Annotated in this window: 17 protein-coding genes; 5 read left to right on the top strand and 12 right to left on the bottom strand. The window is 70.8% G+C overall.

Annotation, left to right across the window (positions count from 1 at the left end; genetic code table 11):
* Positions 1-140 precede the first annotated feature (140 nt).
* From ABZ642_RS18975 to ABZ642_RS18960, 4 genes are all read right to left on the bottom strand, one after another.
* Positions 141-1,559 (bottom strand): sugar porter family MFS transporter, encoded by a 1,419-nt coding sequence (locus ABZ642_RS18975; RefSeq protein ID WP_360484841.1) that lies wholly within the window; start codon positions 1,557-1,559, stop codon positions 141-143.
* A 315-nt stretch (positions 1,560-1,874) separates the two neighbouring features.
* Positions 1,875-5,597, bottom strand: a complete 3,723-nt coding sequence (locus tag ABZ642_RS18970; RefSeq protein WP_360484838.1) for an AAA family ATPase — start codon at positions 5,595-5,597, stop codon at positions 1,875-1,877.
* A 262-nt stretch (positions 5,598-5,859) separates the two neighbouring features.
* Positions 5,860-6,063 (bottom strand): hypothetical protein, encoded by a 204-nt coding sequence (locus tag ABZ642_RS18965; protein ID WP_360484835.1) that lies wholly within the window; start codon positions 6,061-6,063, stop codon positions 5,860-5,862.
* 382 nt (positions 6,064-6,445) lie between these two features.
* Positions 6,446-6,727, bottom strand: a complete 282-nt coding sequence (locus ABZ642_RS18960) for an acylphosphatase (protein WP_089098517.1) — start codon at positions 6,725-6,727, stop codon at positions 6,446-6,448.
* 189 nt (positions 6,728-6,916) lie between these two features.
* On the opposite strand from ABZ642_RS18960, the gene ABZ642_RS18955 reads away from it, so the two are divergent.
* From ABZ642_RS18955 to ABZ642_RS18945, 3 genes are all read left to right on the top strand, one after another.
* Positions 6,917-8,050, top strand: coding sequence for a CAP domain-containing protein (locus ABZ642_RS18955; protein ID WP_360484831.1), 1,134 nt, complete (start codon positions 6,917-6,919; stop codon positions 8,048-8,050).
* A gap of 285 nt (positions 8,051-8,335) precedes the next feature.
* A complete protein-coding gene (locus ABZ642_RS18950; RefSeq protein ID WP_360484828.1) occupies positions 8,336-8,782 on the top strand; it encodes a hypothetical protein in 447 nt (148 codons plus the stop codon).
* 98 nt (positions 8,783-8,880) lie between these two features.
* Entirely contained in the window at positions 8,881-9,285 is a 405-nt protein-coding gene (locus tag ABZ642_RS18945; protein WP_360484825.1) for a helix-turn-helix domain-containing protein, read from the top strand.
* Here ABZ642_RS18945 and mutM read toward each other — a convergent pair.
* The 8 genes from mutM to recG all read right to left on the bottom strand — a co-directional run bounded on the left by mutM (position 9,258) and on the right by recG (position 16,648).
* A complete protein-coding gene (mutM, locus tag ABZ642_RS18940) occupies positions 9,258-10,118 on the bottom strand; it encodes a bifunctional DNA-formamidopyrimidine glycosylase/DNA-(apurinic or apyrimidinic site) lyase (protein ID WP_360484822.1) in 861 nt (286 codons plus the stop codon). The genes ABZ642_RS18945 and mutM overlap by 28 nt on opposite strands.
* An 82-nt stretch (positions 10,119-10,200) precedes the next feature.
* On the bottom strand, positions 10,201-11,061 hold the full coding sequence (rnc, locus tag ABZ642_RS18935) for a ribonuclease III (RefSeq protein ID WP_360484819.1): 861 nt from the start codon (positions 11,059-11,061) through the stop codon (positions 10,201-10,203).
* Positions 11,062-11,069: 8 nt separating this feature from the next.
* Positions 11,070-11,243, bottom strand: a complete 174-nt coding sequence (gene rpmF, locus ABZ642_RS18930; protein ID WP_007493396.1) for a 50S ribosomal protein L32 — start codon at positions 11,241-11,243, stop codon at positions 11,070-11,072.
* A gap of 2 nt (positions 11,244-11,245) precedes the next feature.
* Positions 11,246-11,896 carry a YceD family protein gene (locus tag ABZ642_RS18925; protein ID WP_360484815.1) on the bottom strand — a complete coding sequence of 217 codons (651 nt, stop codon included), beginning with the start codon at positions 11,894-11,896 and terminating at the stop codon, positions 11,246-11,248.
* A gap of 145 nt (positions 11,897-12,041) precedes the next feature.
* Positions 12,042-13,130: an ATP synthase F0 subunit B gene (locus ABZ642_RS18920; protein WP_360484812.1), complete on the bottom strand. Its 1,089-nt coding sequence runs from the start codon at positions 13,128-13,130 to the stop codon at positions 12,042-12,044.
* Positions 13,131-13,188: 58 nt separating this feature from the next.
* Positions 13,189-13,668 carry a pantetheine-phosphate adenylyltransferase gene (gene coaD / locus ABZ642_RS18915; RefSeq protein ID WP_360485183.1) on the bottom strand — a complete coding sequence of 160 codons (480 nt, stop codon included), beginning with the start codon at positions 13,666-13,668 and terminating at the stop codon, positions 13,189-13,191.
* Positions 13,669-13,694: 26 nt separating this feature from the next.
* Positions 13,695-14,282: a 16S rRNA (guanine(966)-N(2))-methyltransferase RsmD gene (rsmD, locus tag ABZ642_RS18910; RefSeq protein ID WP_360484810.1), complete on the bottom strand. Its 588-nt coding sequence runs from the start codon at positions 14,280-14,282 to the stop codon at positions 13,695-13,697.
* A gap of 161 nt (positions 14,283-14,443) precedes the next feature.
* A complete protein-coding gene (recG, locus tag ABZ642_RS18905) occupies positions 14,444-16,648 on the bottom strand; it encodes an ATP-dependent DNA helicase RecG (RefSeq protein ID WP_360484807.1) in 2,205 nt (734 codons plus the stop codon).
* Between the two features lie 171 nt (positions 16,649-16,819).
* On the opposite strand from recG, the gene ABZ642_RS18900 reads away from it, so the two are divergent.
* Both ABZ642_RS18900 and ABZ642_RS18895 read left to right on the top strand, forming a co-directional pair.
* On the top strand, positions 16,820-18,646 hold the full coding sequence (locus ABZ642_RS18900; RefSeq protein WP_360484804.1) for an HSP90 family protein: 1,827 nt from the start codon (positions 16,820-16,822) through the stop codon (positions 18,644-18,646).
* On the top strand, positions 18,646-21,564 hold the full coding sequence (locus ABZ642_RS18895; protein ID WP_360484801.1) for a tetratricopeptide repeat protein: 2,919 nt from the start codon (positions 18,646-18,648) through the stop codon (positions 21,562-21,564). The genes ABZ642_RS18900 and ABZ642_RS18895 overlap by 1 nt, the downstream gene beginning before the upstream one ends.
* Positions 21,565-21,568: the final 4 nt, after the last annotated feature.

The following is a 21,568-nucleotide window of genomic DNA, read 5'->3' as shown; positions in this document are numbered from 1 at the left end:
CTCATTTTTGTGGTTTTTTGTGGGTGTTTTTGCCCGTCCCCCCCGCCCGGTCACTGCCCGGGCGGGGCGACGGAGGGTACGAGGAGAGGGGCAGCGGGGACTTGGCCCTTCTCCTCGAGTCGGGGACCTCGTGACGAGGGTCAGCCCATCTCCTCCAGGGACTTGCCCTTCGTCTCCTTGACGTACTTGAGGACGAACGGGATGGAGAGGGCCGCGAAGACCGTGTAGATCACGTAGGTCGCGGAGAGGTTCCAGTCGGCCAGCGACGGGAAGCTCGCGGTGATGGCCCAGTTGGCGATCCACTGCGCGGAGGCGGCCACGCCCAGCGCGGCGGCGCGGATCTTGTTCGGGAACATCTCGCCGAGGAAGACCCAGACGACCACACCCCAGGACAGGGCGAAGAAGAGGACGAAGACGTGGGCGGCGATCAGCGCGGTCCAGCCCTGCGCGGCCGGGAGCTTGCCGTCGACCAGGTGGTAGGAGAAGGCCCAGGCCTCCAGGGCGAGGCCGACGACCATGCCGACCGAACCGATGAGGGCGAGCGGCTTGCGGCCGATGCGGTCCACGAAGATCATCGCGATCACGGTGCCGATGATGTTGATGATCGACGTCGTGAAGGAGTAGAGGAACGAGTCCGTCGGGTCGACGCCGACCGACTGCCACAGCGTCGAGGAGTAGTAGAACGCGACGTTGATGCCGACGAACTGCTGGAAGACCGAGAGGCCGATACCGACCCAGACGATCGGCTTGAAGAAGAAGGAGCCGCCGAGGAGGTCCTTGAACGTCGACTTGTGCTCGCTCTTCATCGCGTGCTCGATCTCGGCGACGCGGGCGTCCAGGTCGATCTTGCCGCCCTCGACCTCTTCGAGGATCTCGCGGGCGCGGTCGTGCTTGCCGACCGAGATCAGGAAGCGCGGGGACTCGGGGATGGCGAAGGAGAGCAGGCCGTACAGGACGGCCGGGATCACCATGACGCCCAGCATGACCTGCCAGGCTTCCAGGCCCATCAGCTTGCCGCGCTGGTCGCCGCCGGCGGCGTTGAGCAGACCCCAGTTGACCAGCTGCGAGACGGCGATGCCGATGACGATCGCGGCCTGCTGGAAGGAACCGAGACGGCCGCGGTAGGCGGGCGGAGCGACCTCGGCGATGTAGGCGGGGCCGATGACGGAGGCCATGCCGATGGCGAAGCCGCCGATGATCCGCCAGAAGGCGAAGTCCCACAGAGCGAACGGCAGCGCCGAGCCGACGGCGCTGACGGTGAACAGCACGGCGGCGATCTGCATGCAGCGGATACGGCCGATCCGGTCGGCTATCCGCCCGGCGGTCGCGGCACCGATGGCACAGCCGATCAGGGCGATGGCGATGACCTGGGCCAGGGCGGCGGACCCGATGTCATAGCGGCTTCGGATGGCCTCGACGGCACCGTTGATGACGGAGCTGTCGTAGCCGAAGAGGAAACCGCCCATCGCGGCGGCCGCCGCGATGAAGATGACATGCCCGAGATGATCGGGGTGAGCCGTCCCGGCTCCTGAATTGGGTGCCTGCGCAGTGCTGGTCACAGAAAACTCCTCGGGCCACCCGGCAGCGCTGCCGGGGGGTGGGGGTGAGCCCTCTCAGGTTCAAGTGGCGCACAACTTCACACCGCTCACACCTGAAGGTAAAAGCAACGTTGCAGAGACTATGCCTTCAAGTTTCGAAGTCAATACCCGGTCGGGTGTGAAGTTGCAGATACCACGCAATGAAGATGCGTTCACTTCTTGAAGAAGAGAGGGAGATGATCTACCTAGGAGTGCGGGCCGTGTCGATGAGCGGCTCCGCCGCGGGGCGCGACCGGCCACGACGCACCCGCAGCCGCGGTCGGCCGGGACCCGGCGTCAGCGAAGCCGCTGGCTGATGACCTTCGACACACCGTCACCCTGCATGGAGACGCCGTAGAGCGCGTCGGCGACCTCCATCGTGCGCTTCTGGTGCGTGATCACGATCAGCTGCGACGACTCCTGGAGCTCCTGCATGATCCGGATCAGCCGCTGGAGGTTGGTGTCGTCCAGAGCCGCCTCGACCTCGTCCATGACGTAGAACGGGCTGGGCCGCGCCTTGAAGATCGACACCAGCATCGCCACGGCGGTCAGCGAGCGCTCGCCACCCGACAGCAGGGAGAGCCGCTTGACCTTCTTGCCCGGCGGCCGGGCCTCGACGTCCACGCCCGTGGTGAGCATGTTGTCGGGGTCGGTCAGGATCAGCCGTCCCTCGCCGCCCGGGAAGAGACGGCTGAAGACGCCCTCGAACTCGCGGGCCGTGTCCCGGAACGCCTCCGTGAAGACCTGCTCGACGCGCTCGTCGACCTCCTTCACCACTTGAAGCAGGTCGGCGCGGGTCTTCTTCAGGTCCTCCAGCTGCTCGCTGAGGAACTTGTGCCGTTCCTCGAGAGCCGCGAACTCCTCCAGGGCGAGCGGGTTGACCTTGCCGAGCTGCTGATAGGCACGCTCGGCCGCCTTGAAACGGCGTTCCTGTTCGGCCCGGTGGAAGGACTTGGGCTGGTTGCGCGGGTGCTCGGGGTCGTCCGGCAGCACCTCGCCCTCGGCGGGGGGCGAGGGCGGCACCGGCTGGTGCGGTCCGTACTCCTCGACGAGTCCGGCCGGTTCGACACCGAGCTCCTCCAGCGCCTTGGTCTCCAGCTGCTCGATCCGCAGCCGCTTCTCGGCGCCGAGTACCTCGCCCCGGTGAACTGAATCCGTGAGTTTGTCGAGTTCCGCCTTGAGGTCGCGGCCGGTGCCGCGGGCGGCGGTCAGCTCCTGCTCTCGCCGGGCCTTCGCGGCCTCGGCGGCGGCCCGCTCCCGGTCGGCCCGGCCGACCGAGACCTCGACATGCGCGAGCAGTTGGCGGGCGCCGGCGGCGACGGCCTCCGCGACCGCGGCCTCGTGGCGCAGCCGGGCCCGGCGCTGTTCCGCACGCGCGCGTGCCTCGCGTTCCGCGCGGGCGGCGCGGTCGAGGGAATCGGCGCGGCCGGCGAGGCCCTTGACCCGCTCCTCGTGGGTACGGACCTGGAGGCGGGCCTCCATCTCGGTCTGGCGGGCGTTGGCGCCGTCGGCGGCGAGACGATCGCGCGCCGAGGTGTCCGGCTCCTCCTCGACCGGCATCTCCTCGGCCACGGCGAGCCGCTCGGCCAGTACCTCGACCTCTTCCAGGGCCTTGTCGAGGGACTCCTGGGCGCGGGCGGCCGCCGCCGTGGAACGTTCCGCCTCACCGGCCGCGCCGCGCGCCTGTCCGGCGAGCCGGCCGAGTTGCTGGGCGACGGCCGACTTCTCCCGGTCGGCGGCGCGGCGGCGTTCGGCCAGCTCCTCGACCTGTGCGGTGCACGCCTTGCGGTGTTCCTGGGCCGTCTGCTGGGCCTCGGCCAGCGCCTCGCAGCGGACCGCCAGCTCCTCCAGTTCGGCGGCGGCCTCGTCGACGGAGGCCTGTACTTCGAGGAGGCTGGGGGCGCCCGCGGAGCCGCCGTGCGCGAAGTGCGCGCCGAGGAGGTCGCCTTCGGCGGTGACGGCGGTGAGGTGGGGCCGGCGGTAGACGAGTTCCTCGGCGGCTTCGAGGGTGTCGACCACGACGATGCCGTGCAGGAGGCGGCGGACGGCGGGCATCAGGTCGGCGGGACCACGGACGAGATCGGCGGCGGGCGTCCCGGAGGGGGGCGCCGGGAGGGGTCGCCCGTCGGCCGCGGGTGCGTCGTGGCCGGTCGCGCCGTTCCCCGTGCCCCCATGGGGCGCCGCCAAGCCGCCTGCTTCACCCAGTGCCGTGACAGGTCGTCGGCCGTCTGCCGCACCCTCGTGGCCGGTCGCGCCGTTCCCCGCGCCCCTGTAAGGCGCTTCAGGCTGGGCCGGTTCGGGGGCGCCCGAGAGGAGCAGGGCCGCTCGGCCGCCGTCCTGTTTGCGCAGGAGGCGGATCGCGTCGGCCGCCGAGGTCGGGGTCGTCACCGCGACGGCGTCGGCCGCCGTGCCGAAGGCCGCGGCCAGGGCGACCTCGTGGCCCGGGGTCACCGTCAGCAGTTCCGCCGCCGGGCCCAGGACTCCGGCGATGCGGTCCCGGGCGCCGAGCAGTATGCCGGTGCCGTCCTTGCGGCGCAGGCCCAGCGCCAGCGCCTCGCGGCGGGCCTGGGTGGCGGCGCGACTGCGTTCCGCCACGGTGGTCGCCTCGCGGGCCGCGGTCAGGGCCGCCTCCGCCTCGGCGAGCCGCAGCCTGGCCTGCTCGTGCCGGCCGGCCAGTTCCTCGTCACCGGCGTCGAGGCCGTCGACCTCCGCCTTCAGCGCCTCGTACTCCTCCTGCGCCGAGACCGCCCGCTCCTGGGCCTCGTCGCGGGCGGCGGCCAGCCGGTCGATCTCCGCCTGGGCCGAGCCGGCCCGCGAACGGGCCGCGTTGACCTGGCCGTTCAGCCGGGCCAGGCTCTCCCGGCGGTCGGCGATGGAACGGGCCACGTCCTTCAGGCGCCGTTCCTCCATGGCCAGTTCGCGCTCCAGTTCGGCACGGTGCGCGACGGTGTCGTCGAGGGCGTGCTGCGCCGCCTCCAGGGCCGCCTCCAGCTCGGCCTCCTGCTCCCGGATGCGGTGGGCCTCGCGCTCCATGTCCTCGGGGTCGCGGCCGCGCCGCTCCTCGGGGGGCGTGGAGGTGGCGCTCTTCACCCGGGCGTCGGCCAGCGAGATGGTGCCGCGGACACGTTCGGCCAGCTGGGACAGCTCGTACCAGGTCTGCTGGGCGCGCTGCAGGCGCGGCGTGAGCCGGCGTACCTCGTCCTCCAGGAGCGCCTCGCGCTGGACCGCCTTCTTCAGCTCCTGCTCGGCGGCTTCCCTGCGCTCCTTGAGGGCGGCCTCGTCGGCGATCTCGCTCTGCAGCGCCTGGCGCAGTCGTACGAGGTCGTCGGCGAGCAGGCGCAGCCGCGCGTCGCGCAGGTCCGCCTGGATGACGGCGGCCCGGCGGGCCACCGCGGCCTGGCGGCCCAGCGGCTTCAGCTGGCGCCGCAACTCGTCGGTCAGGTCCTGCACGCGCGCGAGGTTGGCCTGCATCGCGTCCAGCTTGCGGAGGGCCTTCTCCTTGCGCTTGCGGTGTTTCAGTACACCGGCCGCCTCTTCGATGAAGGCCCGGCGGCCCATCGGGTCGGCGTGCAGGACGGAGTCCAGCTGGCCCTGGCCGACGATGACGTGCATCTCGCGGCCGATGCCGGAGTCGGAGAGCAGTTCCTGGATGTCGAGGAGGCGACACGTGTCGCCGTTGATCTGGTATTCGCTGCCGCCGTTGCGGAACATGATCCGCGTGATGGTGACCTCGGCGTACTCGATGGGCAGCGCGCCGTCGGAGTTGTCGATGGTCAGGGACACCTCGGCGCGGCCCAGCGGCGGGCGGCCGGTGGTGCCGGCGAAGATGACGTCCTCCATCTTGCCGCCACGCAGCGACTTGGCACTGTGCTCACCCATGACCCAGGTGAGCGCGTCCACGACGTTGGACTTGCCCGAGCCGTTCGGACCGACGACACACGTGATCCCCGGCTCGAACCGGAGCGTGGTCGCCGAGGCGAACGACTTGAACCCGCGAAGGGTCAGGGCCTTGAGATGCACGCCGTCGGACTTTACCCGGCGGCGCTAGCGCACTCCACGACCCCTCGCAACCTCGCGGTTTCGCGCATGAACATGCAGGGCACACCAGACGTTAAAGAGAGTGAAAGAATGCGCGGGGCTGAAAGGTGCCGGGCGCGGGGGCAGGCCAGAGGGACGGGAAAGAAAAGAAGGGACGCCGGGGCGTCCCTTGCAGATCTTGACAACTTAGCGGTTGAAAGGGCTGCCCAACCGTTGCATGTGCTGTTGTGTAGCGATGCAGCGATCAGGTGAGCGCAGGCTCCGCCTGGTTTGCGTCGATGCTCTCCATGATCCTGTCGGGAGAAGCGGCAGCCGTCAGTGCGTCGTTCTCGGCCTGAATCCGTCCGAGCTCGGATTCGAGGTCCTGGACACGCTGCTGGAGCCGTCGCATCTCGGCGAGGAGTCGCGGGTCGGAGCCGCCGACGTAACCGAGAAGCGCCTTTGCCATGATGGATGGTCCTCCACACTGAGTGACCGACCGTAGCGGTGTGGGTCGTGAGGGATTCGCACCCGCGGTGCTTGACACATCCGAGTGTTACTCGCCTGTTGCTCCATGCCAAACAGCTAAGGTGCGCGGGGCTTTCAGCGTCTCACCAAAAAGTTTGACGGTCAACACGATCACGCCCTGTATTGGCGGGCGAACCCGGGCGCGCGCGGCTCAGGACCGGCGGCGCTGCGACTCCAGCGGGGCCCTCGGAGTGGGGCGATCATCCTTATCCGCGGAGCCTGCCACGACAAGCGATTCTTGGCAACCACCAGGCCATTCCTGCTTTGGGCACATGCCGGTGGCAGTTCGCTCCGCTTCTGCCTGCGGTTCTTCGCACGACGGGTCAGCGGATGGCGAAGCCGTCGTAACCGCCGCGAGGTGTGTCCCAGATCTCGGTGACACCCTCAACCCGCCCGGGCGTGTCATCGCCCTGGAGCCAGTCGAGCAGGCCTTCGCAGCCCGTCCGGGAGCCCTCCGCGACCACCTGCACGCGCCCGTCGCCCAAATTGAGAGCAAAGCCACTCAGGCCGCCGATCTCCAGGGCCTTGGCCCGCGTGAACCAGCGGAAACCCACCCCCTGCACACGTCCACGGACCCAGGCGACCAGTCGCACATCCTCGCTCATGAGTGCAACCTAACCGGCCAATGTCACTCGGAACACTTCCGCCTCCACCGCCATGCGGTACCGTCCCCACCCAATGAATCTCATCTGAAACTCACTCGATCGAGTGAGCCTGGTTGACCAGAAGGAGTCATTGGCCACACCGGCCCCTGGTCGACCGCGACTGCGAGGACGAGGGAAGAGGGCAAGGACATGGGACGCCACCGACGCTCCGCCGCCGGCCGCGCCGCCACGAGCCGCGCCACGGGGGTCACCGAGGACGACGGCCCGTACACAGGCGGCCATGACCCGCAGGACTCGTACGCGGGCCTCCGCTTCGGGACGGGCACCGCGGCCTACCTGCACCAGGAGGCCTACGCAGACGCCAACGCGCGCAGCTCCGCCTACCTGTACGCGAACGAAGAGGACTACGCCCGGGCCGACGACACGGCCGTCTTCTCCACCCAGGAGTTCGCCCCGGTCATCGGCGGCTCCCCGGCGGGCGGCAGCGGGCACCGGCGCAAGAAGAAGGACGCACGGCCCATGCGCACGGGTCTGCTCGGCGTCTCGGCCGCCGTCGCCATCGGCACCGTCGCGGTGGCCACCGGCCTGGTGCCGGGCCTGCAGAACTACAAGCTCGGCGGCAACACCAGCACCACCGGCGGCGACCGGGTGCAGGCCGACGGGGCTCCCAGCAACACGGCCGCCGAGCAGGGCGGCACCTCCGGCAGCGCCGAGAGCCGGGACACCGGCTCATCGACCAGCCGGGACACCCAGCGCTCCGGCTCGCCCACGGAGACGGCCGCCGCCTCCGCCCCGGCCGCCGCCTCCTCGTCGCCCGCGCCGAGCAAGACGGCGTCCGAGAAGCCCACGCCCAGCGCCACGCCGTCCAAGAAGGCCACGGCCACGCCCACCAGGACGGCCACCAAGGCGCCGGTGAAGACCGCCGCGCCGGTCAGCGTGTCCGAGGCGGCCGCCGCCGAGGCCGAGGTGCTCAAGTTGGTGAACGAGGAGCGGGCCAAGGTCGGCTGCAGCGCGCTGTCCGTGAACTCGTCCCTGACCAACCTGGCCGAGGCGTTCAGCGAGGACATGGCCGCGCGGGACTTCTTCGACCACACCGACCCGGACGGCAAGACACCGTGGGACCGGGCCGCGGCCGCCGGCATATCCAACCTCGGCGGCGAGAACATAGCCCGGGGCCAGACCACCGCCCAGGCCGTCATGGACGCCTGGATGAACAGCGAGGGCCACCGCGCCAACATACTGAACTGCGACTTCAAGACCCTCGGGGTCGGGGTGCACTTCGGTTCCGGCGGCCCCTGGTGGACACAGGACTTCGGCTACTGAGACAACCGCAGGTCAGCGGCCTAGGAATCGCCCTGGGCCGGCTCCGGGCCGTCCGCCGCACCCTTCGGAAAGACACGGTCCACGGCGGCCCGGGTGCGAGTTCCGCTCGACGGCATCAGGTGGCGGAACCGAGCGGACGCGGCCCATGGCGTCCAGGTCGTTCGTACAGTGGCGCGCTCCAGCGCTGAGCCTCCGCCCATCGTCCGCGTCGTCGCAGGCAGGCCGCATGCTGCCACGGTTCGCCAGAGCCCTAGGATCAGGCCACCAGTACGAAGGGGGCGGGCGATGAGCAGCCGAGTAGGGAAGTGGGCGCTGATTTCGGCCCCGGTGGCGCTGTCGGTCTCCGCGTGCGTCGGATGGGGCGGATATCCGCATGCGAAGAACGTCCACGAGTCTCAGCTCATAGGCACCTGGCACGCCCGGAAGTGTGACACCACGTTGACCTTGAATCCGGACGGATCGGCGTCCGCCACCGGCATCCCTACCGAGATGCAACTCAACGGCAAGGTCACGCAGAGAGTCACCGGGGATGGCACCTGGGAAATCAACGAGTCCGACGATGGGCAGCAACTCGATGTGGCCATAGAGGACGAACACACCCCGTTCGACCTTTACCGGGACAAGGGGCGCTTGCTGGTGGCTCTGACCGTAGGGGATCCCGACGACATGAACTCGTGCATCCTGACCAGACACTCGAAAACGGCAGCCACTGCCCGAACCGCTGTTCAGTGATGAAGTGCAGCAAAGGCACACCGCGACCACTCCAGGGTGCGCTAACCGACAGTTAGCGCACCCTGTTGGTTAGCGCTGTGCTCGCTTACGCTTGACGCATGACGATCAGCACCCAGGACCGTCCCGAGGAGACGCGTCCTCCGTACGACGCCTTCGCCCGGGCCTGTCCCTCGCGCACCACGCTCGAACACGTCATGGGCCGCTGGGGCGGGCTGACGCTGAGCGCGCTGCACGAGGGGTCGTTCCGGTTCAACGAGCTGCGCCGGCGCGTGGACGGCGTCAGCGAGAAGATGCTCTCCCAGACCCTCCAGGCGCTGGAGCGCGACGGCCTGGTGCACCGCGAGGCCCAGCCGACCAACCCGCCGCGGGTCGACTACGAACTCACCCCGCTCGGCCGCGAGGTCGCCGACCGCCTGCTGTCCGTCGTCCACTTCGTGGAGAGCCGGATGGACGAGGTGCTGGCCGCCCGCGAACGCTACGACGCGACGCGCGGCGCCCGCTGACACTTCGGGCAGAAGTAGCTGGACCGGTTCATCCAGGGCCGCCTGCGCATCGGCGTGCCGCACCGGCGGCAGGGCAGCCCCTCCCTGCCGTACGCGTCCAGTGAGCGGTCGAAGTACCCCGACTCGCCGTTGACGTTGACGTAGAGGCTGTCGAAGCTGGTGCCGCCGACGGCCAGGGCCGCGTTCATCACATCCCGTACATGGCCGAGGAGTTCGGCGGTGCGCGGGCGGGTGAAACCGGCGGTGGGGCGCTCGTAGTGGAGACGGGCCCGCCAGAGCGCCTCGTCCGCGTAGATGTTGCCGACCCCGCTGATCAGCGACTGGTCGAGCAGCGCTCTCTTGATGGTGGATCGCTTCCGGCGCAGCGCCTGGTGGAAGGCCTCGTCGTCGAACAGCGGGTCGAGGGGGTCGCGGGCGATGTGCGCGATGACGTCCGGCAGCCCGTCGAGGGTGTTGTCGTGCAACGACAGACCACCGAAGGTGCGTTGGTCGACGAACCGGAGTTCGGTGCCAAGGCCGTCGGCGAACCTCACGCGGATTCTGAGGTGCTTCTCGTCCGGCGCCTCGTGCGGCTGCACCAGCAACTGACCGCTCATGCCGAGGTGGGCGAGGATCGACTGGTCGGTGTCCTCCAGCGGCAGCCACAGGTACTTGCCGCGCCGGCTCGGGGTGCCGACGCGGTGGCCCTTGAGCCGGTGCGCGAAGTCGTCGGCACCGGCGAGGTGCCGTCGCACGGCACGCGGGTGCAGCACTTCGGTCTCGGCCACGACACGATGGGCGACCCATCGCTCCAGGCCACGCCGTACGACCTCGACCTCGGGCAATTCGGGCATCGCGTCTCCCGTGCAGGACCCTGGACGATGCGAGCGCCCGGCCCTGGGAAGGGACCGGGCGCTCGGATCGTCGCGCTGTTCTTCAGGCGGAGGCGGCGGACGACGAACCGTCGTCCTCCTCGGTCGCGGCGGCCTGTTCGGCAGCCGCTGCTGCCGTCTTGGCTGCCTTGGCTCGCTCGTCCGCGGCGGCGCGGATGGCGCGCCAGGCGGACTCGGCGGCCTGCTGTTCCGCCTCCTTCTTGCTGCGGCCGGTGCCGGTGCCGTACGAGACGCCTCCGACGCGGGCGGCAGCAGTGAAGGTCTTCTCGTGATCGGGGCCGGTCTCCGTGACCAGGTACTCGGGCACGCCGAGGCCCTCCGTCGCGGTGAGCTCCTGGAGACTGGTCTTCCAGTCCAGGCCGGCTCCGAGGTTCGAGGACCTGTCGATCAGCGGGTCGAAGAGCCGGTGCACCAGCTCGGACGCCGAGTCGAGGCCCTGATCGAGATAGACCGCGCCGATCACCGCTTCCAGGGTGTCGGCGAGGATGGACGCCTTGTCCCGGCCGCCCGTGCCCTCTTCACCGCGGCCGAGCCGGATGAAGGAACCCAGGTCGAGACCGCGACCCACTTCCGCGAGCGCACGAGAGTTCACCACCGCTGCCCTGAGCTTGGCCAACTGGCCCTCGGGCAGATCCGGGTGGGTCTTGTACAGCGTGTCCGTGACGACGAGGCCGAGGACGGAGTCACCGAGGAACTCCAGCCGCTCGTTCGTCGGCAGGCCGCCGTTCTCGTACGCGTAGGAACGGTGGGTCAGAGCACGCACCAGAAGGGCGGACTCGAGCTTGTAGCCGAGCCGCCCTTCCAGAAGCGTGTGGGACGAGGCCGTGTTGTCCGTTTTCTTCTTGGCGGTTGGGTCCGCCTTGGCGTCTTCCGCCTTCTTGGGACTGGACACAGTGCCTCTCACCTGGCCGCTCAGACTTCGAGGACCTGGCGCTTGTTGTAGGTGCCGCAAGACGGGCACGCGATGTGCTGCAGCTTGGGCTCGTGGCAGCGCTCGCACGCAACCAGGGTGGGGACCGCAGCCTTCCACTGCGACCGGCGGTGGCGCGTGTTGCTGCGCGACATCTTCCGCTTCGGAACAGCCACGGCTACTTCTCCTGCTTCTCGTCGACGCCCGCTTCCGCGTCAGCGCCGCTCATCTCGTCCTTCTCGCCGTCCTTGGTGGAACCGGCGAGTCCCTGCAAAGCCGCCCAACGGATGTCGACGGCGTCGTGCTGGTGGTCCGGGTCGTCCGCGAGGCGGGCTCCGCACTCGGAGCACAGCCCTGCGCAGTCGTCCTGGCACACCGGCTGCATCGGCAGTGCGAGCACCACCGCATCACGCAGCACTGGTTCGAGGTCGAACAAGCCGTCCTCGATGAAGTACCTGTCCTCGTCGTCCTCGGCGTCGTCGCCCGGTTCCGCGATCACGCGGCCCCGGTCGTCGGCGTCAGGGTACGAGAACAGTTCCTGGAAATCCGCTTCGAGCTCCTGCTCGACCGGCTCCAGACACCTTACGCACTCCCCCTCGGCCTGTGCACGGGCGGTGCCTGTGACGAGCACCCCTTCCATGACCGACTCGAGCCGGAGGTCGAGCTCCACCGGGGCGCCTTCCGGCACTCCGATGACCCCCTTGATACCGAAGTCCTCGGGGGCGTCGATCGTGCGGGTCAGGCGCTGCAGCGCGCCAGGACGCCGCCCCAGCTCGTGTGTGTCGAACACGAACGGGTTGCGGTGGTCGAGGCGTGCGTGAGGAGCCATTCCTGCTTTCGATCTTCGAGTTCAGAGGGACGCCGTCCGGAAGACTTCTCCGGGGCAGCGGTGATCGCGGACGTAGACGCGACCGAAGAGCCAGGATACTGGACCTTTCGCTGTCGGCCCAATCCGCTGGCCTTCGGCCGGTTGGCTACAGGCCCCGGCCCTGCTCGTACGCCCTCAGCTGCTCCGGCGTGATCATGCCGGTGTCGAAGAGACTGGTCTCGTCGAGGGCGTACGACTGGTGCTGGGCCGGCTGCTGCTGGGGGTCGTAGACGGGCTGCTGACCGGTGTCGTAGCCCTGGTAGGCGTAGGGGTCGGCCTGCTGGTAGCCGTAGGGGTCCTGCTGGGCGTAGGCGGGCTGCTGCTGGGGGTAGCCGCCGTAGGGGTCCTGCTGCTGCGGATAGCCGTACGGATCCTGCGCCACGGGCTGCTGCACCGGCTGCTGGTCGTACTGCGGCTGCTGCTGGGCGACGGCGGGCTGCTCGGCCTGCGCGGCCTGGGCGGCCTGCGCGTCCTGGTCGGCGAGGGCCGCGAGGTCGGCGAGGTAGTCGGCGTCGCTGGAGTGCTGGAAGGTCGTGTTGTCGTCGGCCAGGGCGCCGAGGGCGTCGGAGGCGATCCGGCCGTGCAGCTTGGCGCGGCCCTTGCCGACGGCCTCCAGGGTCTTGGCGAGGACCGCCTCGAAGGCGCCGAGCTTGACGTCGACGTAGGCGTCGGCGTCCCGGCGCAGGGTCTCGGGGTCGTGGCTGCGCTCGGGGGCGTCCTCGTCCTCGTAGCCCTGCTCGTCCAGGCCGGGGCCGGTGCCGAGGAGCTTCTCGCGGCCACGGCCGACCGAGCCGAGGGTCTTGGTGAGGACGACCTCGAAGTTGGCGAGCTTGGAGTCGACGTAGTCGTCGGCGTCGGCGCGGACCTCCTCCGCCTCCCGGCGGGCCTCGCCGAGGATCCGGTCGGCCTCGGCCTGGGAGCGGCGGGCCACCTCGGTGTCGGAGATCAGCGAGCCGCGCTCGGCGTGCGCGGTCTCGATGATCCGCTCGGCCTCCATGCGCGCCTGCTCGACCATCTGTTCACGGTCGCCGATCAGCTCCTGGGCCTGGGCGAGGGAGCCGGGCAGTGCCTGGCGCAGGTCTTCGAGCATCGCGAGCAGGTCGGCCCGGTTGATCACGCACGATGCCGACATGGGCATGGCCCGGGCACCGGAGACCGTGGCCACGATCTCGTCGAGCTTGTTCTGTACGTCCACCCTGCGCTCGCCACTCTCTACAGCCGTGTTGGAGACCGACGGGACGACTGTAGTCCCATCAGTCCCGGTGAATACGCTTGTTGAGGGCCTCGAAAACGGCCGCCGGAACCAGGTGCGACACGTCCCCGCCCCACTGGGCGACCTCCTTGACCAGGGAGGACGAGAGGAAGCTGTAGGTGGGGTTGGTCGGCACGAAGAGCGTCTCCACGCCCGACAGACCGATGTTCATCTGGGCCATCTGCAGCTCGTAGTCGAAGTCGCTGACGGCTCGCAGGCCCTTGACGATGGCGGGGATCTCACGCTGCTTGCAGAAGTCGACGAGGAGGCCGTGGAACGCCTCGACGCGGACGTTTCCGTAGTCGGCGGTGACCTGGCGGATCAGGTCGATCCGCTCATCGATCTCGAACAGGCCCTTCTTGGACTTGTTGATCATCACGGCGACGTAGACCTCGTCGTAGAGACGGGACGCACGGGCAATGATGTCGAGGTGTCCGTTGGTGATCGGGTCGAACGACCCGGGACAGACGGCGCGGCGCACTTGTGATCCCTCGCTCTCCGGTCCGGTCATCGTGCGTCTTCGCACGTAGAGGCGGCGCGACCGTACCAAAACGTTCCCTCGCCGTAGCGACGGGACCGGAGGGCCTCGAAGCCGGTCGGCCAGCGGAAGTCGCCGCCTCTGGTGCTGCGCTCCACGGTGACGAGCGCCTCCGGCGCTAGCCAGCCCCCCGAGTGGAGTGTGAGGAGAATCTCCCGAAGATCGTCGTCCGAGACGGCGTACGGGGGGTCAAGGAAGACGATGTCGTAAGGCTGCGCGGGCGCCGGAGTTTGGATGATCTGTTCCGCTTTGCCCGCCCGCACCTCGGCGCCGGGCAGGCCCAGGTTCTTCACGTTCTCCCGTACGACGCGGGCGGCTCTGGGGTCGGCCTCGACGAGGAGGGTGTGGCCGGCGCCCCGGGAGAGGGCTTCCAGGCCCACGGCTCCCGAACCGGCGTAGAGATCGAGGACGCGTTCGCCGTCCAGGGGGGCGCCGAGGAGGGACTGCCAGGTGGAGAACAGGCCCTCGCGCGCGCGGTCCGAAGTGGGGCGGGTGCCTGTGCCGGGCGGTACGGAGAGGCGCCGTCCGCCTGCCTGGCCGGCGATCACGCGGGTCATGGGGGGTCCTTCTTCGTGGGCGGCTCTACGGGTTCAGTCTGGCAGGCCTGCAGGGGTGGGTGCCTGGTCTGTGACGGCGGCCGCGGGTCCGCCGCGGCTGGTCGCGCTCGCGCGGCGGAGCCGCATATCGACAGGGCCCCGCGCCCCTGAGTCGGTCACCTCTAGCCCTTTTCCAGGAACTGCTCCCTCTCCTCGTCCAGGAGGGCGTCCAGGGCCGTTCGCAGCCCCGGAAGGTCGGTCAGCTCAGGGTCTCTCGCCACCAGGGCCGTCGCCTCCTCCCGCGCCTCCGCGATGATCTCCTCGTCCTCGATCACCGCCAGGACGCGGAGGCTGGAGCGGGCTCCCGACTGGGCCTGGCCCAGGACGTCGCCCTCTCTGCGCTGTTCGAGGTCGATGCGGGAGAGCTCGAAGCCGTCCAGGGTCGAGGCGACAGCCGTCAGGCGCTGGCGGGCCGGGCTCGCCTCGGGCATCTCCGTGACCAGGAGGCAGAGGCCGGCGGCGGAGCCGCGGCCCACTCGGCCGCGCAGCTGGTGCAGCTGGGAGACGCCGAAGCGGTCGGCGTCCATGATCACCATGGCGGTGGCGTTGGGGACGTTCACGCCGACCTCGATGACCGTGGTGGCGACCAGGACGTCCGTGTCGCCGGCCGTGAAGCGGCGCATCACCGCGTCCTTGTCGTCCGGGTGCATCCTGCCGTGCAGGACCTCTACCCGCAGGCCGCTGAGCGGGCCCTTGGCGAGGTGGTCGGCGACGTCCAGGACGGCCAGCGGAGGGCGCTTCTCGGCTTCGTCCTCGGCCGTCTTCTTCGCCTTCTTCGGGTCCTCCTCCTCGTCTCCGATGCGGGGGCAGACGACGTACGCCTGGTGGCCGTTCCCGACTTCCTCGCGGACCCGTTCCCAGGCGCGGGCCAGGAAGTGGGGCTTGTCGGCGGCGGGGACGACATGCGTGGCGATCGGGGAGCGGCCGGCCGGCAGCTGGTCCAGGACCGAGGTCTCCAGGTCGCCGAAGACCGTCATGGCGACCGTGCGCGGGATGGGGGTCGCGGTCATGACGAGGAGATGGGGCGGCTGCTTGCCCTTGCCGCGCAGGGCGTCGCGCTGTTCCACGCCGAAGCGGTGCTGTTCGTCCACCACCACCAGGCCCAGGTCGTGGAACTGGACCTTGTCCTCGATCAGGGCGTGGGTGCCGATCACCAGGCCGGCGTCCCCGGTGACGAGGTCGAGCATCGCCTGGCGGCGGGCGGCCGTGCCCATCGAGCCGGTGAGCAGGACGACCTTGGTGGCGTGCTCGGCGCCGCCCAGCATGCCGCCTTCCGCCAGCTCGCCCATCATCTCGGTGATCGAGCGGTGGTGCTGCTGGGCCAGCACCTCGGTGGGCGCGAGCATGGCCGCCTGGCCGCCCGCGTCGACCACCGCGAGCATGGCGCGCAGGGCCACCAGCGTCTTTCCGCTGCCGACCTCGCCCTGCAGGAGGCGGTGCATCGGGTGCTCGGTGGCCAGGTCGTCGAAGATCTCCTTCGAGACCTTCTGCTGGCCGTCCGTGAGGGTGAACGGGAGACGGTCGTCGAAGGCCGTGAGAAGGCCGTCGGGGCTGGGTCTGCGGGCCACCGCCGGGAGTTGGGCGTCGGTGTGGCGGCGGCGGGCCAGGGCGACCTGGAGGACGAAGGCCTCGTCCCACTTGAGGCGGTCGCGGGCCTGCGCGATGTCCGCCTTCGTGTGCGGGCGGTGGATCTTGAGCAGGGCCTCGGGGAGGGAGACCAGACCGCGGCCCTCGCGGAGGGCGGGCGGAAGGGGGTCCAGGGCCTCCTGGACGCTCGGCAGCACCGTCTGGATCGCCTTGCCGATCTTCCAGGACTCCAGCTTGGCGGTGGCCGGGTAGAGCGGGATCAGGGCTCCGGCCCAGGTCTCCACCGATTCGGCCGGGTCCTCGCCGCGGAGCAGTTCGTAGGCCGGGTGGGCCAGTTGGAGGCGGCGGTTGAAGACCGAGGCCTTGCCGGCGAACATCGCGCGCGTGCCCGGCAGGAGTTCCTTGTGGGGCTTGTGCACGCCGTTGCCGAAGAAGACCAGTTGGAGGCGGCCGCTGCCGTCGGTGATCGTGACCTCCAGCCGCTGGCCCTTGCCGCGCGGCGCCTTGGAGGAGGCGAACGTGTGCAGGCGCGCGTCGGCCACCATGGCGACCACCGTCACGTGTTCGTCCATGGGCAGGTCGGCGAGGTGGGTGAGCTGGCCGCGCTCCTCGTATCTGCGGGGGTAGTGGTGCAGGAGATCGCCGACCGTGTGCAGGCCGAGATGCTCGGCCATCACCTTCGCGGTGGCTGGGCCGAGCACCTTCTTCAGTGGTTCTTCCAGTGCGGGCACGAGATCCATTGCACACCACGCCACTGACAATGCCGTATATGTCTCGGGAAACCCCTGGTCAGACGGCCGTTTTGAGTCATAGGATGGCGCGCTCCGGCCATCCTTCCGCGGTCACCACCCCACCAGGGACCGCCCGACCCCGCGCCGACCACGTCTTCTCCCCCCTCCGGCGTAGCGACGATGGACTCCCAGACCTCACAGTCATCCCAGGCATCACAGCCACCTCATACGTTCCAGGTCGACCTGCGTGGTCTGGTGGACCTGCTCTCCCACCACCTGTACTCCAGCCCCAAGGTCTACCTGCGCGAGCTGCTGCAGAACGCGGTGGACGCCATCACCGCCAGACGGGCCGAACAGCCCGACGCCCCGGCGCGGGTGCGGCTCTACGCCGACGGCAGTGCCCTTCGGGTGGAGGACAGCGGCGTCGGGCTCACCGAGTCGGACGTGCACAGTCTGCTCGCGACCATCGGGCGCAGCTCCAAGCGGGCGGACGGGCTGCAGGAGGCCCGCTCCGACTTCCTGGGCCAGTTCGGCATCGGACTGCTGGCCTGCTTCGTGGTCGCCGAGCGGATCCGGGTGGTCAGCCGCAGCGCCCGCACGCCGGACGCGCCACCCGTGGAGTGGACGGCCCGCGACGACGGGTCGTACACCGTAAGGACGTTGGCGCCCGAAGCACGGCCCGAGCCCGGCACCACCGTGCATCTGGTGGCACGGGCGGGGGCCGCGGAGTGGCTGGACGAGCGGCGGGTCCTCGCGCTGGCGCGGGACTTCGGTTCGCTGCTGCCCTACGACGTCCGGGTGGGCGACGAGGCGGTCACCGACCTGCCCGCGCCCTGGGACCGGCCGTACCCCTCCCCCGGCACCCGCCGGGTGGCGCTGGCCCGGCACTGTCAGGAGCTGTTCGGGTTCGCGCCGCTGGACTCGATCGCCCTGGACGTGCCGGTGGCCGGGATCCGGGGGGTGGCGTACGTGCTGCCGTCGGCGGTGAGTCCCGCCCAGCGGGCCACCCATCGCGTGCACCTCAAGGGCATGCTGCTCACCGAGCGGGCCGAACAGCTGCTGCCGGACTGGGCGTTCTTCGTGCGCTGCGTGCTGGACACGGACAGTCTGCGGCCGACCGCCTCGCGCGAGTCGCTGTACGAGGACGAGACGCTGGCCGCCGTACGGGAGGCGCTCGGCGAAAGGATTCGGTCCTGGCTGACCGGGCTGGCCGCCGGTGATCCGGAACGGCTTTCGGCGTTCCTGGCCGTGCACCACCTGGGGGTGAAGTCGCTGGCCCGGCACGACCCGGAGATGCTGCGCACGATGCTGCCGTGGCTCCCCTTCGAGACCACCGACGGGCAGCTGTCCCTGGAGGAGTTCGCGCAGCGCCACCCGGTGGTGCACTTCACGCGGACGGTCGAGGAGTACCGGCAGGTCGCGCCGATCGCCTCCGCGCAGGGCGTCGGGGTGATCAACGGCGGTTACACGTACGACAGCGAGCTGGTCGAGGCGCTGCCGTCGGTGCGGCCCGGGACGGTGGTCGCGGAGCTGGACGCGGACACCGTGACCGCGCATCTGGACGCGGTGGATCCGGCGGAGGAGCTGGCGCTGGCGGGCTTCCTCGCGGCCGCGCGGGCGAAGCTGGACCCGCTGGGCTGCGATGTCGTCCTGCGCGCCTTCCACCCGCTCTCCGTGCCCGCGCTGCACCTGGACGACCGGGCCGCGCGGCACGAGCAGGCCCGCGCTCAGGCCGAGGAACAGGCCGACGACCTGTGGGCGGGCATCCTGGGCTCGCTGCGCGGCAGCGCGCCCCGGGCGCGTCTGGTGCTCAACCATCTCAACCCGCTGATCCGGCGGATCAGTGCCCTGACGGACCCGGAGCTGATCGGCACCGCGAGCGAATCGCTCTACGGGCAGGCGCTGCTGATGGCCCAGCGCCCGCTGCGGCCCGCCGACTCGGTGCTGATCAACCGCTCGTTCATCGGCCTCCTGGAGTGGGCCACTCATGGGGAGGGTGACCGCTGATGGCCGAAACCGGCGGGATCGCGGACTTCGACTCGCTGCGCCGCGCGATGGCCGAGAACTCCGAGGAGCCGGAGGGTCCCGCCCGTAACGCGCGCGCGGAGCAGCTGCTCGCGGAGGCCGAGAAGCTGAACATCCCGCTCGCCGTGATCGAGGCGCTCGGGCACCAGCTGAAGGTCTACAACTACAGCTCCGAGAAGGACAAGATGTTCGTCCCCTTCGCGCGGCTGCTGCGCCTGTGGGACGAGCGTCCCGGGGACTTCGACGAGTACGAGACGCACTCCCTGTACTGGGTCTTCAAGTGGATGTCGGCCGGAATGCTCGACCAGCCGCACGTCCCGCTCGCCTCGATCGAGAAGTGGCTGGGCGAGATGGAGCACCGCTACCGGCTCGCCGGGCACTCCGAGCGGGCGGTGCGCAGCGCCGAGTTCAGTGTCGCCGGGCACATCGGCGACTTCACGCGCGCGGAGCGGGCCTACACGGCCTGGCTGGCGGCGGACCGGGACCGGATGGCCGACTGCCACGCGTGCGAGCTGCACGGGCAGGGCGGCTGGCAGCTGCGCAACGGCCGGGACGCCGAGGCCCTGGAGCTGTGGCGGCCGGTCCTGGAGGGCGAGTACAGCTGCGCCCACGAGCCGCACACGGTCCTCGCCTCCTCCCTGACCCCGCTGCTGCGGCTCGGCCGGGTCGACGAGGCCCGCGCCCACCATCTGCGCGGCTTCCGGCTGGTCCGCCCCATGGAGAGCATGCGCGGCGCGTACGCGGACCATGTGGAGTTCTGCGCGCTGACCGGCAACGAGGCGCGCGGTCTCGAACTGCTGGCGGAACGTCCCGCCTACTTCACGGACACCGGGCAGCCGCGCAGCCGGATGGACTTCCTGGCGGTGGTGACGCTGCTGATGGAGCGGCTGACCGAGCTGGGCCTCGGTGAGCAGCGGGTGCCGGGCCCCGCCGGGCGGGCGTGGAGCGCCGGGGAACTCGCCGTGCACGCGCGCGCGGAGGCCCTGGAGCTGGCCGCGCGGTTCGACGCCCGCAACGGCACCTCCTATGTCGGCGACCAGCTGCGCGAGCGGATGGCCCAGCGGCCGCTGGTGGACCGGCTGCCGCTGGGCGTGCGGGCGGTGCGGACGGCGCCCGCCGGGCCGGTCGCGCCGGTGGTGCGGGCGCCCGCGCCGGAGCGGCCGTCGCTGCCCGCGCTGCTCACCGAGGCGCGCCGGCTGTCGGACACGCTCCAGCCGCACGCCCTGGAGGCCTGGGCGGCGGTCGCGGAGGCCGCCGAGAGCACCGAGGTGGACACCTACGTCCGCGCGGAGATCGCCGACCACACGGCGATGGGCCGCGGCCCGGCGGGCGTCGAGCTGTTCGAGCGGGCGGCCGAGCTGTACGCGGAGGCCGGCGACGAGGGCGAGGCGATCGCGGCAGGCGCGCGTGCGGCCTACGTCCGCGCGCTGTCCGGGGAACTGGACGAGGCGACGGCGGCGATCGGCGAGCCGTACGACCGGATCCTCGCGCTGTACGCCGACGACGCCACCGGCGTACGGCAGACGGCGTCCGTGCTGATGAGCCGGGCGCGGATCCTGATGCGGTGGGTGCACGAGCGGTCGGAGGGCGCAGCCGACGCCGAGCAGGCCGTACGGGAGCTGCTGGCGCTCGTCGGCGGGCGCGGTGGGTCCGATGTCCGGCTGGTGTCCCGGGCGGCCGAGGGGCGGGCGATGCTCGCCGAACTGGCCGAGCACGCCGGCGACGGGGAGCGGGCGGGCGAGCTGTTCCGGCAGGCGTCGGCGCAGTTCGTCGGCGCGGAGCTGCCGTGGTTCGCGGTGGAGTACGAGGTGCGGGTGGCCGCGCTCGCCCATGAGCAGGGCGACCCGGCCGAGGCGGAGCGGGCGCTGCGCGCGGCTCTGGAGCACGGCGGGCCGTATGTGGAGCCGGTCGGGCGGGCCCAGCTGCATCTCCAGCTGGCCGAGGTGCTCGGCGGCCGGGGCGCGGCCGAGGAGGCCGCCGAACACGCCCTGGAGGCCGCGCACTGGGCCGACGAGGCCGGGGAGAGCGGCACCCTGGGCGCCTGGGCGCGGCACCAGCTGGGCGGCTTCCTGCTGCGGCAGGGGCGGTTCGCGGAGGCCGCCGAGGTGCTGGAGTCGGCGCTGGCCGACCTGAGCGCCGAGACGCACGGCGACGGCGCGGTCGTCCAGACCCAGTGGTGGCTCGGGGACTGTCTGAGCGAGCTCGGCGAGCACCACGCGGCGGCCGAACGGCGGCTGCAGGCGGCCGAGATCGCCCGGCACTGGCCCGAGCAGCACGACCACGCCACCCTCGCGCACCTGGCCGCGGAGTCGCTGGGCAACGCGGGGCTGGCCGCCGAGGCGGACCGGGCGTACACACGCGCGGGCGAGTTGTGGCGGGCGATGGGCAATGTGCACTTCCTGGTCCGCTCGCTGCGGGCCCGCGCGTGGCTGGCGCTGCGTACGGAGACCGGGATGGCGGGCGCGCGGCGGCTGATGGCGGCCGCGGTGGCGGAGTGCGAGGCGGCGCTGGCGGGGCTCCCCACGCCCGCCGACCCGGCGGCCCGGGAGCGGCTCACCGGTGAACTCGGGCACACCCACCGGCAGTTCGGGGATCTGCTGGCCCGGTCCGTGCCCGAGGACGCGGAGGACGCGGCGATCCAGGACGCGTTCGAGGCGGCACTGGCCGAGATGACGGCCGCGATCACCGTCTTCGCCGAGCTGGGCGAGGACGGGCTGCACAGCCGTACCGGCGCCGAACTCGCGGCGGGCTGGCTGGAGGCCGACCTGAGCAGGCCGGCCGACGCGGCGGCACGCGCGCGTGCGGTGCTGGACGCCTACGAGGGCGCCGACCCGGACGACGACACGGTCCGGGCCCGGCGGGCGGAGGCACGGCAGCTGCTGGAGCCCACGGAGGCGTGAAGAG

Source organism: Streptomyces sp. NPDC007157, assembly GCF_040634235.1.
In the GTDB taxonomy this organism is placed as follows: Bacteria; Actinomycetota; Actinomycetes; order Streptomycetales; family Streptomycetaceae; genus Streptomyces.
The sequence above is the reverse complement of the archived record's forward strand: the minus strand, read 5'-3'. Positions and strand labels throughout refer to the sequence as shown.

What these genes read in the sequence shown, in the direction of transcription:
- ABZ642_RS18965 (WP_360484835.1), bottom strand. Translation starts at nt 6,063, where the DNA reads ATGGCAAAGGCGCTTCTCGGTTACGTCGGCGGCTCCGACCCGCGACTC.
- ABZ642_RS18960 (WP_089098517.1), bottom strand. Translation starts at nt 6,727, where the DNA reads ATGAGCGAGGATGTGCGACTGGTCGCCTGGGTCCGTGGACGTGTGCAG.
- ABZ642_RS18955 (WP_360484831.1), top strand. Translation starts at nt 6,917, where the DNA reads ATGGGACGCCACCGACGCTCCGCCGCCGGCCGCGCCGCCACGAGCCGC.
- ABZ642_RS18950 (WP_360484828.1), top strand. Translation starts at nt 8,336, where the DNA reads ATGAGCAGCCGAGTAGGGAAGTGGGCGCTGATTTCGGCCCCGGTGGCG.
- ABZ642_RS18945 (WP_360484825.1), top strand. Translation starts at nt 8,881, where the DNA reads ATGACGATCAGCACCCAGGACCGTCCCGAGGAGACGCGTCCTCCGTAC.
- mutM (WP_360484822.1), bottom strand. Translation starts at nt 10,118, where the DNA reads ATGCCCGAATTGCCCGAGGTCGAGGTCGTACGGCGTGGCCTGGAGCGA.
- ABZ642_RS18925 (WP_360484815.1), bottom strand. Translation starts at nt 11,896, where the DNA reads ATGGCTCCTCACGCACGCCTCGACCACCGCAACCCGTTCGTGTTCGAC.
- rsmD (WP_360484810.1), bottom strand. Translation starts at nt 14,282, where the DNA reads ATGACCCGCGTGATCGCCGGCCAGGCAGGCGGACGGCGCCTCTCCGTA.
- recG (WP_360484807.1), bottom strand. Translation starts at nt 16,648, where the DNA reads ATGGATCTCGTGCCCGCACTGGAAGAACCACTGAAGAAGGTGCTCGGC.
- ABZ642_RS18900 (WP_360484804.1), top strand. Translation starts at nt 16,820, where the DNA reads ATGGACTCCCAGACCTCACAGTCATCCCAGGCATCACAGCCACCTCAT.
- ABZ642_RS18895 (WP_360484801.1), top strand. Translation starts at nt 18,646, where the DNA reads ATGGCCGAAACCGGCGGGATCGCGGACTTCGACTCGCTGCGCCGCGCG.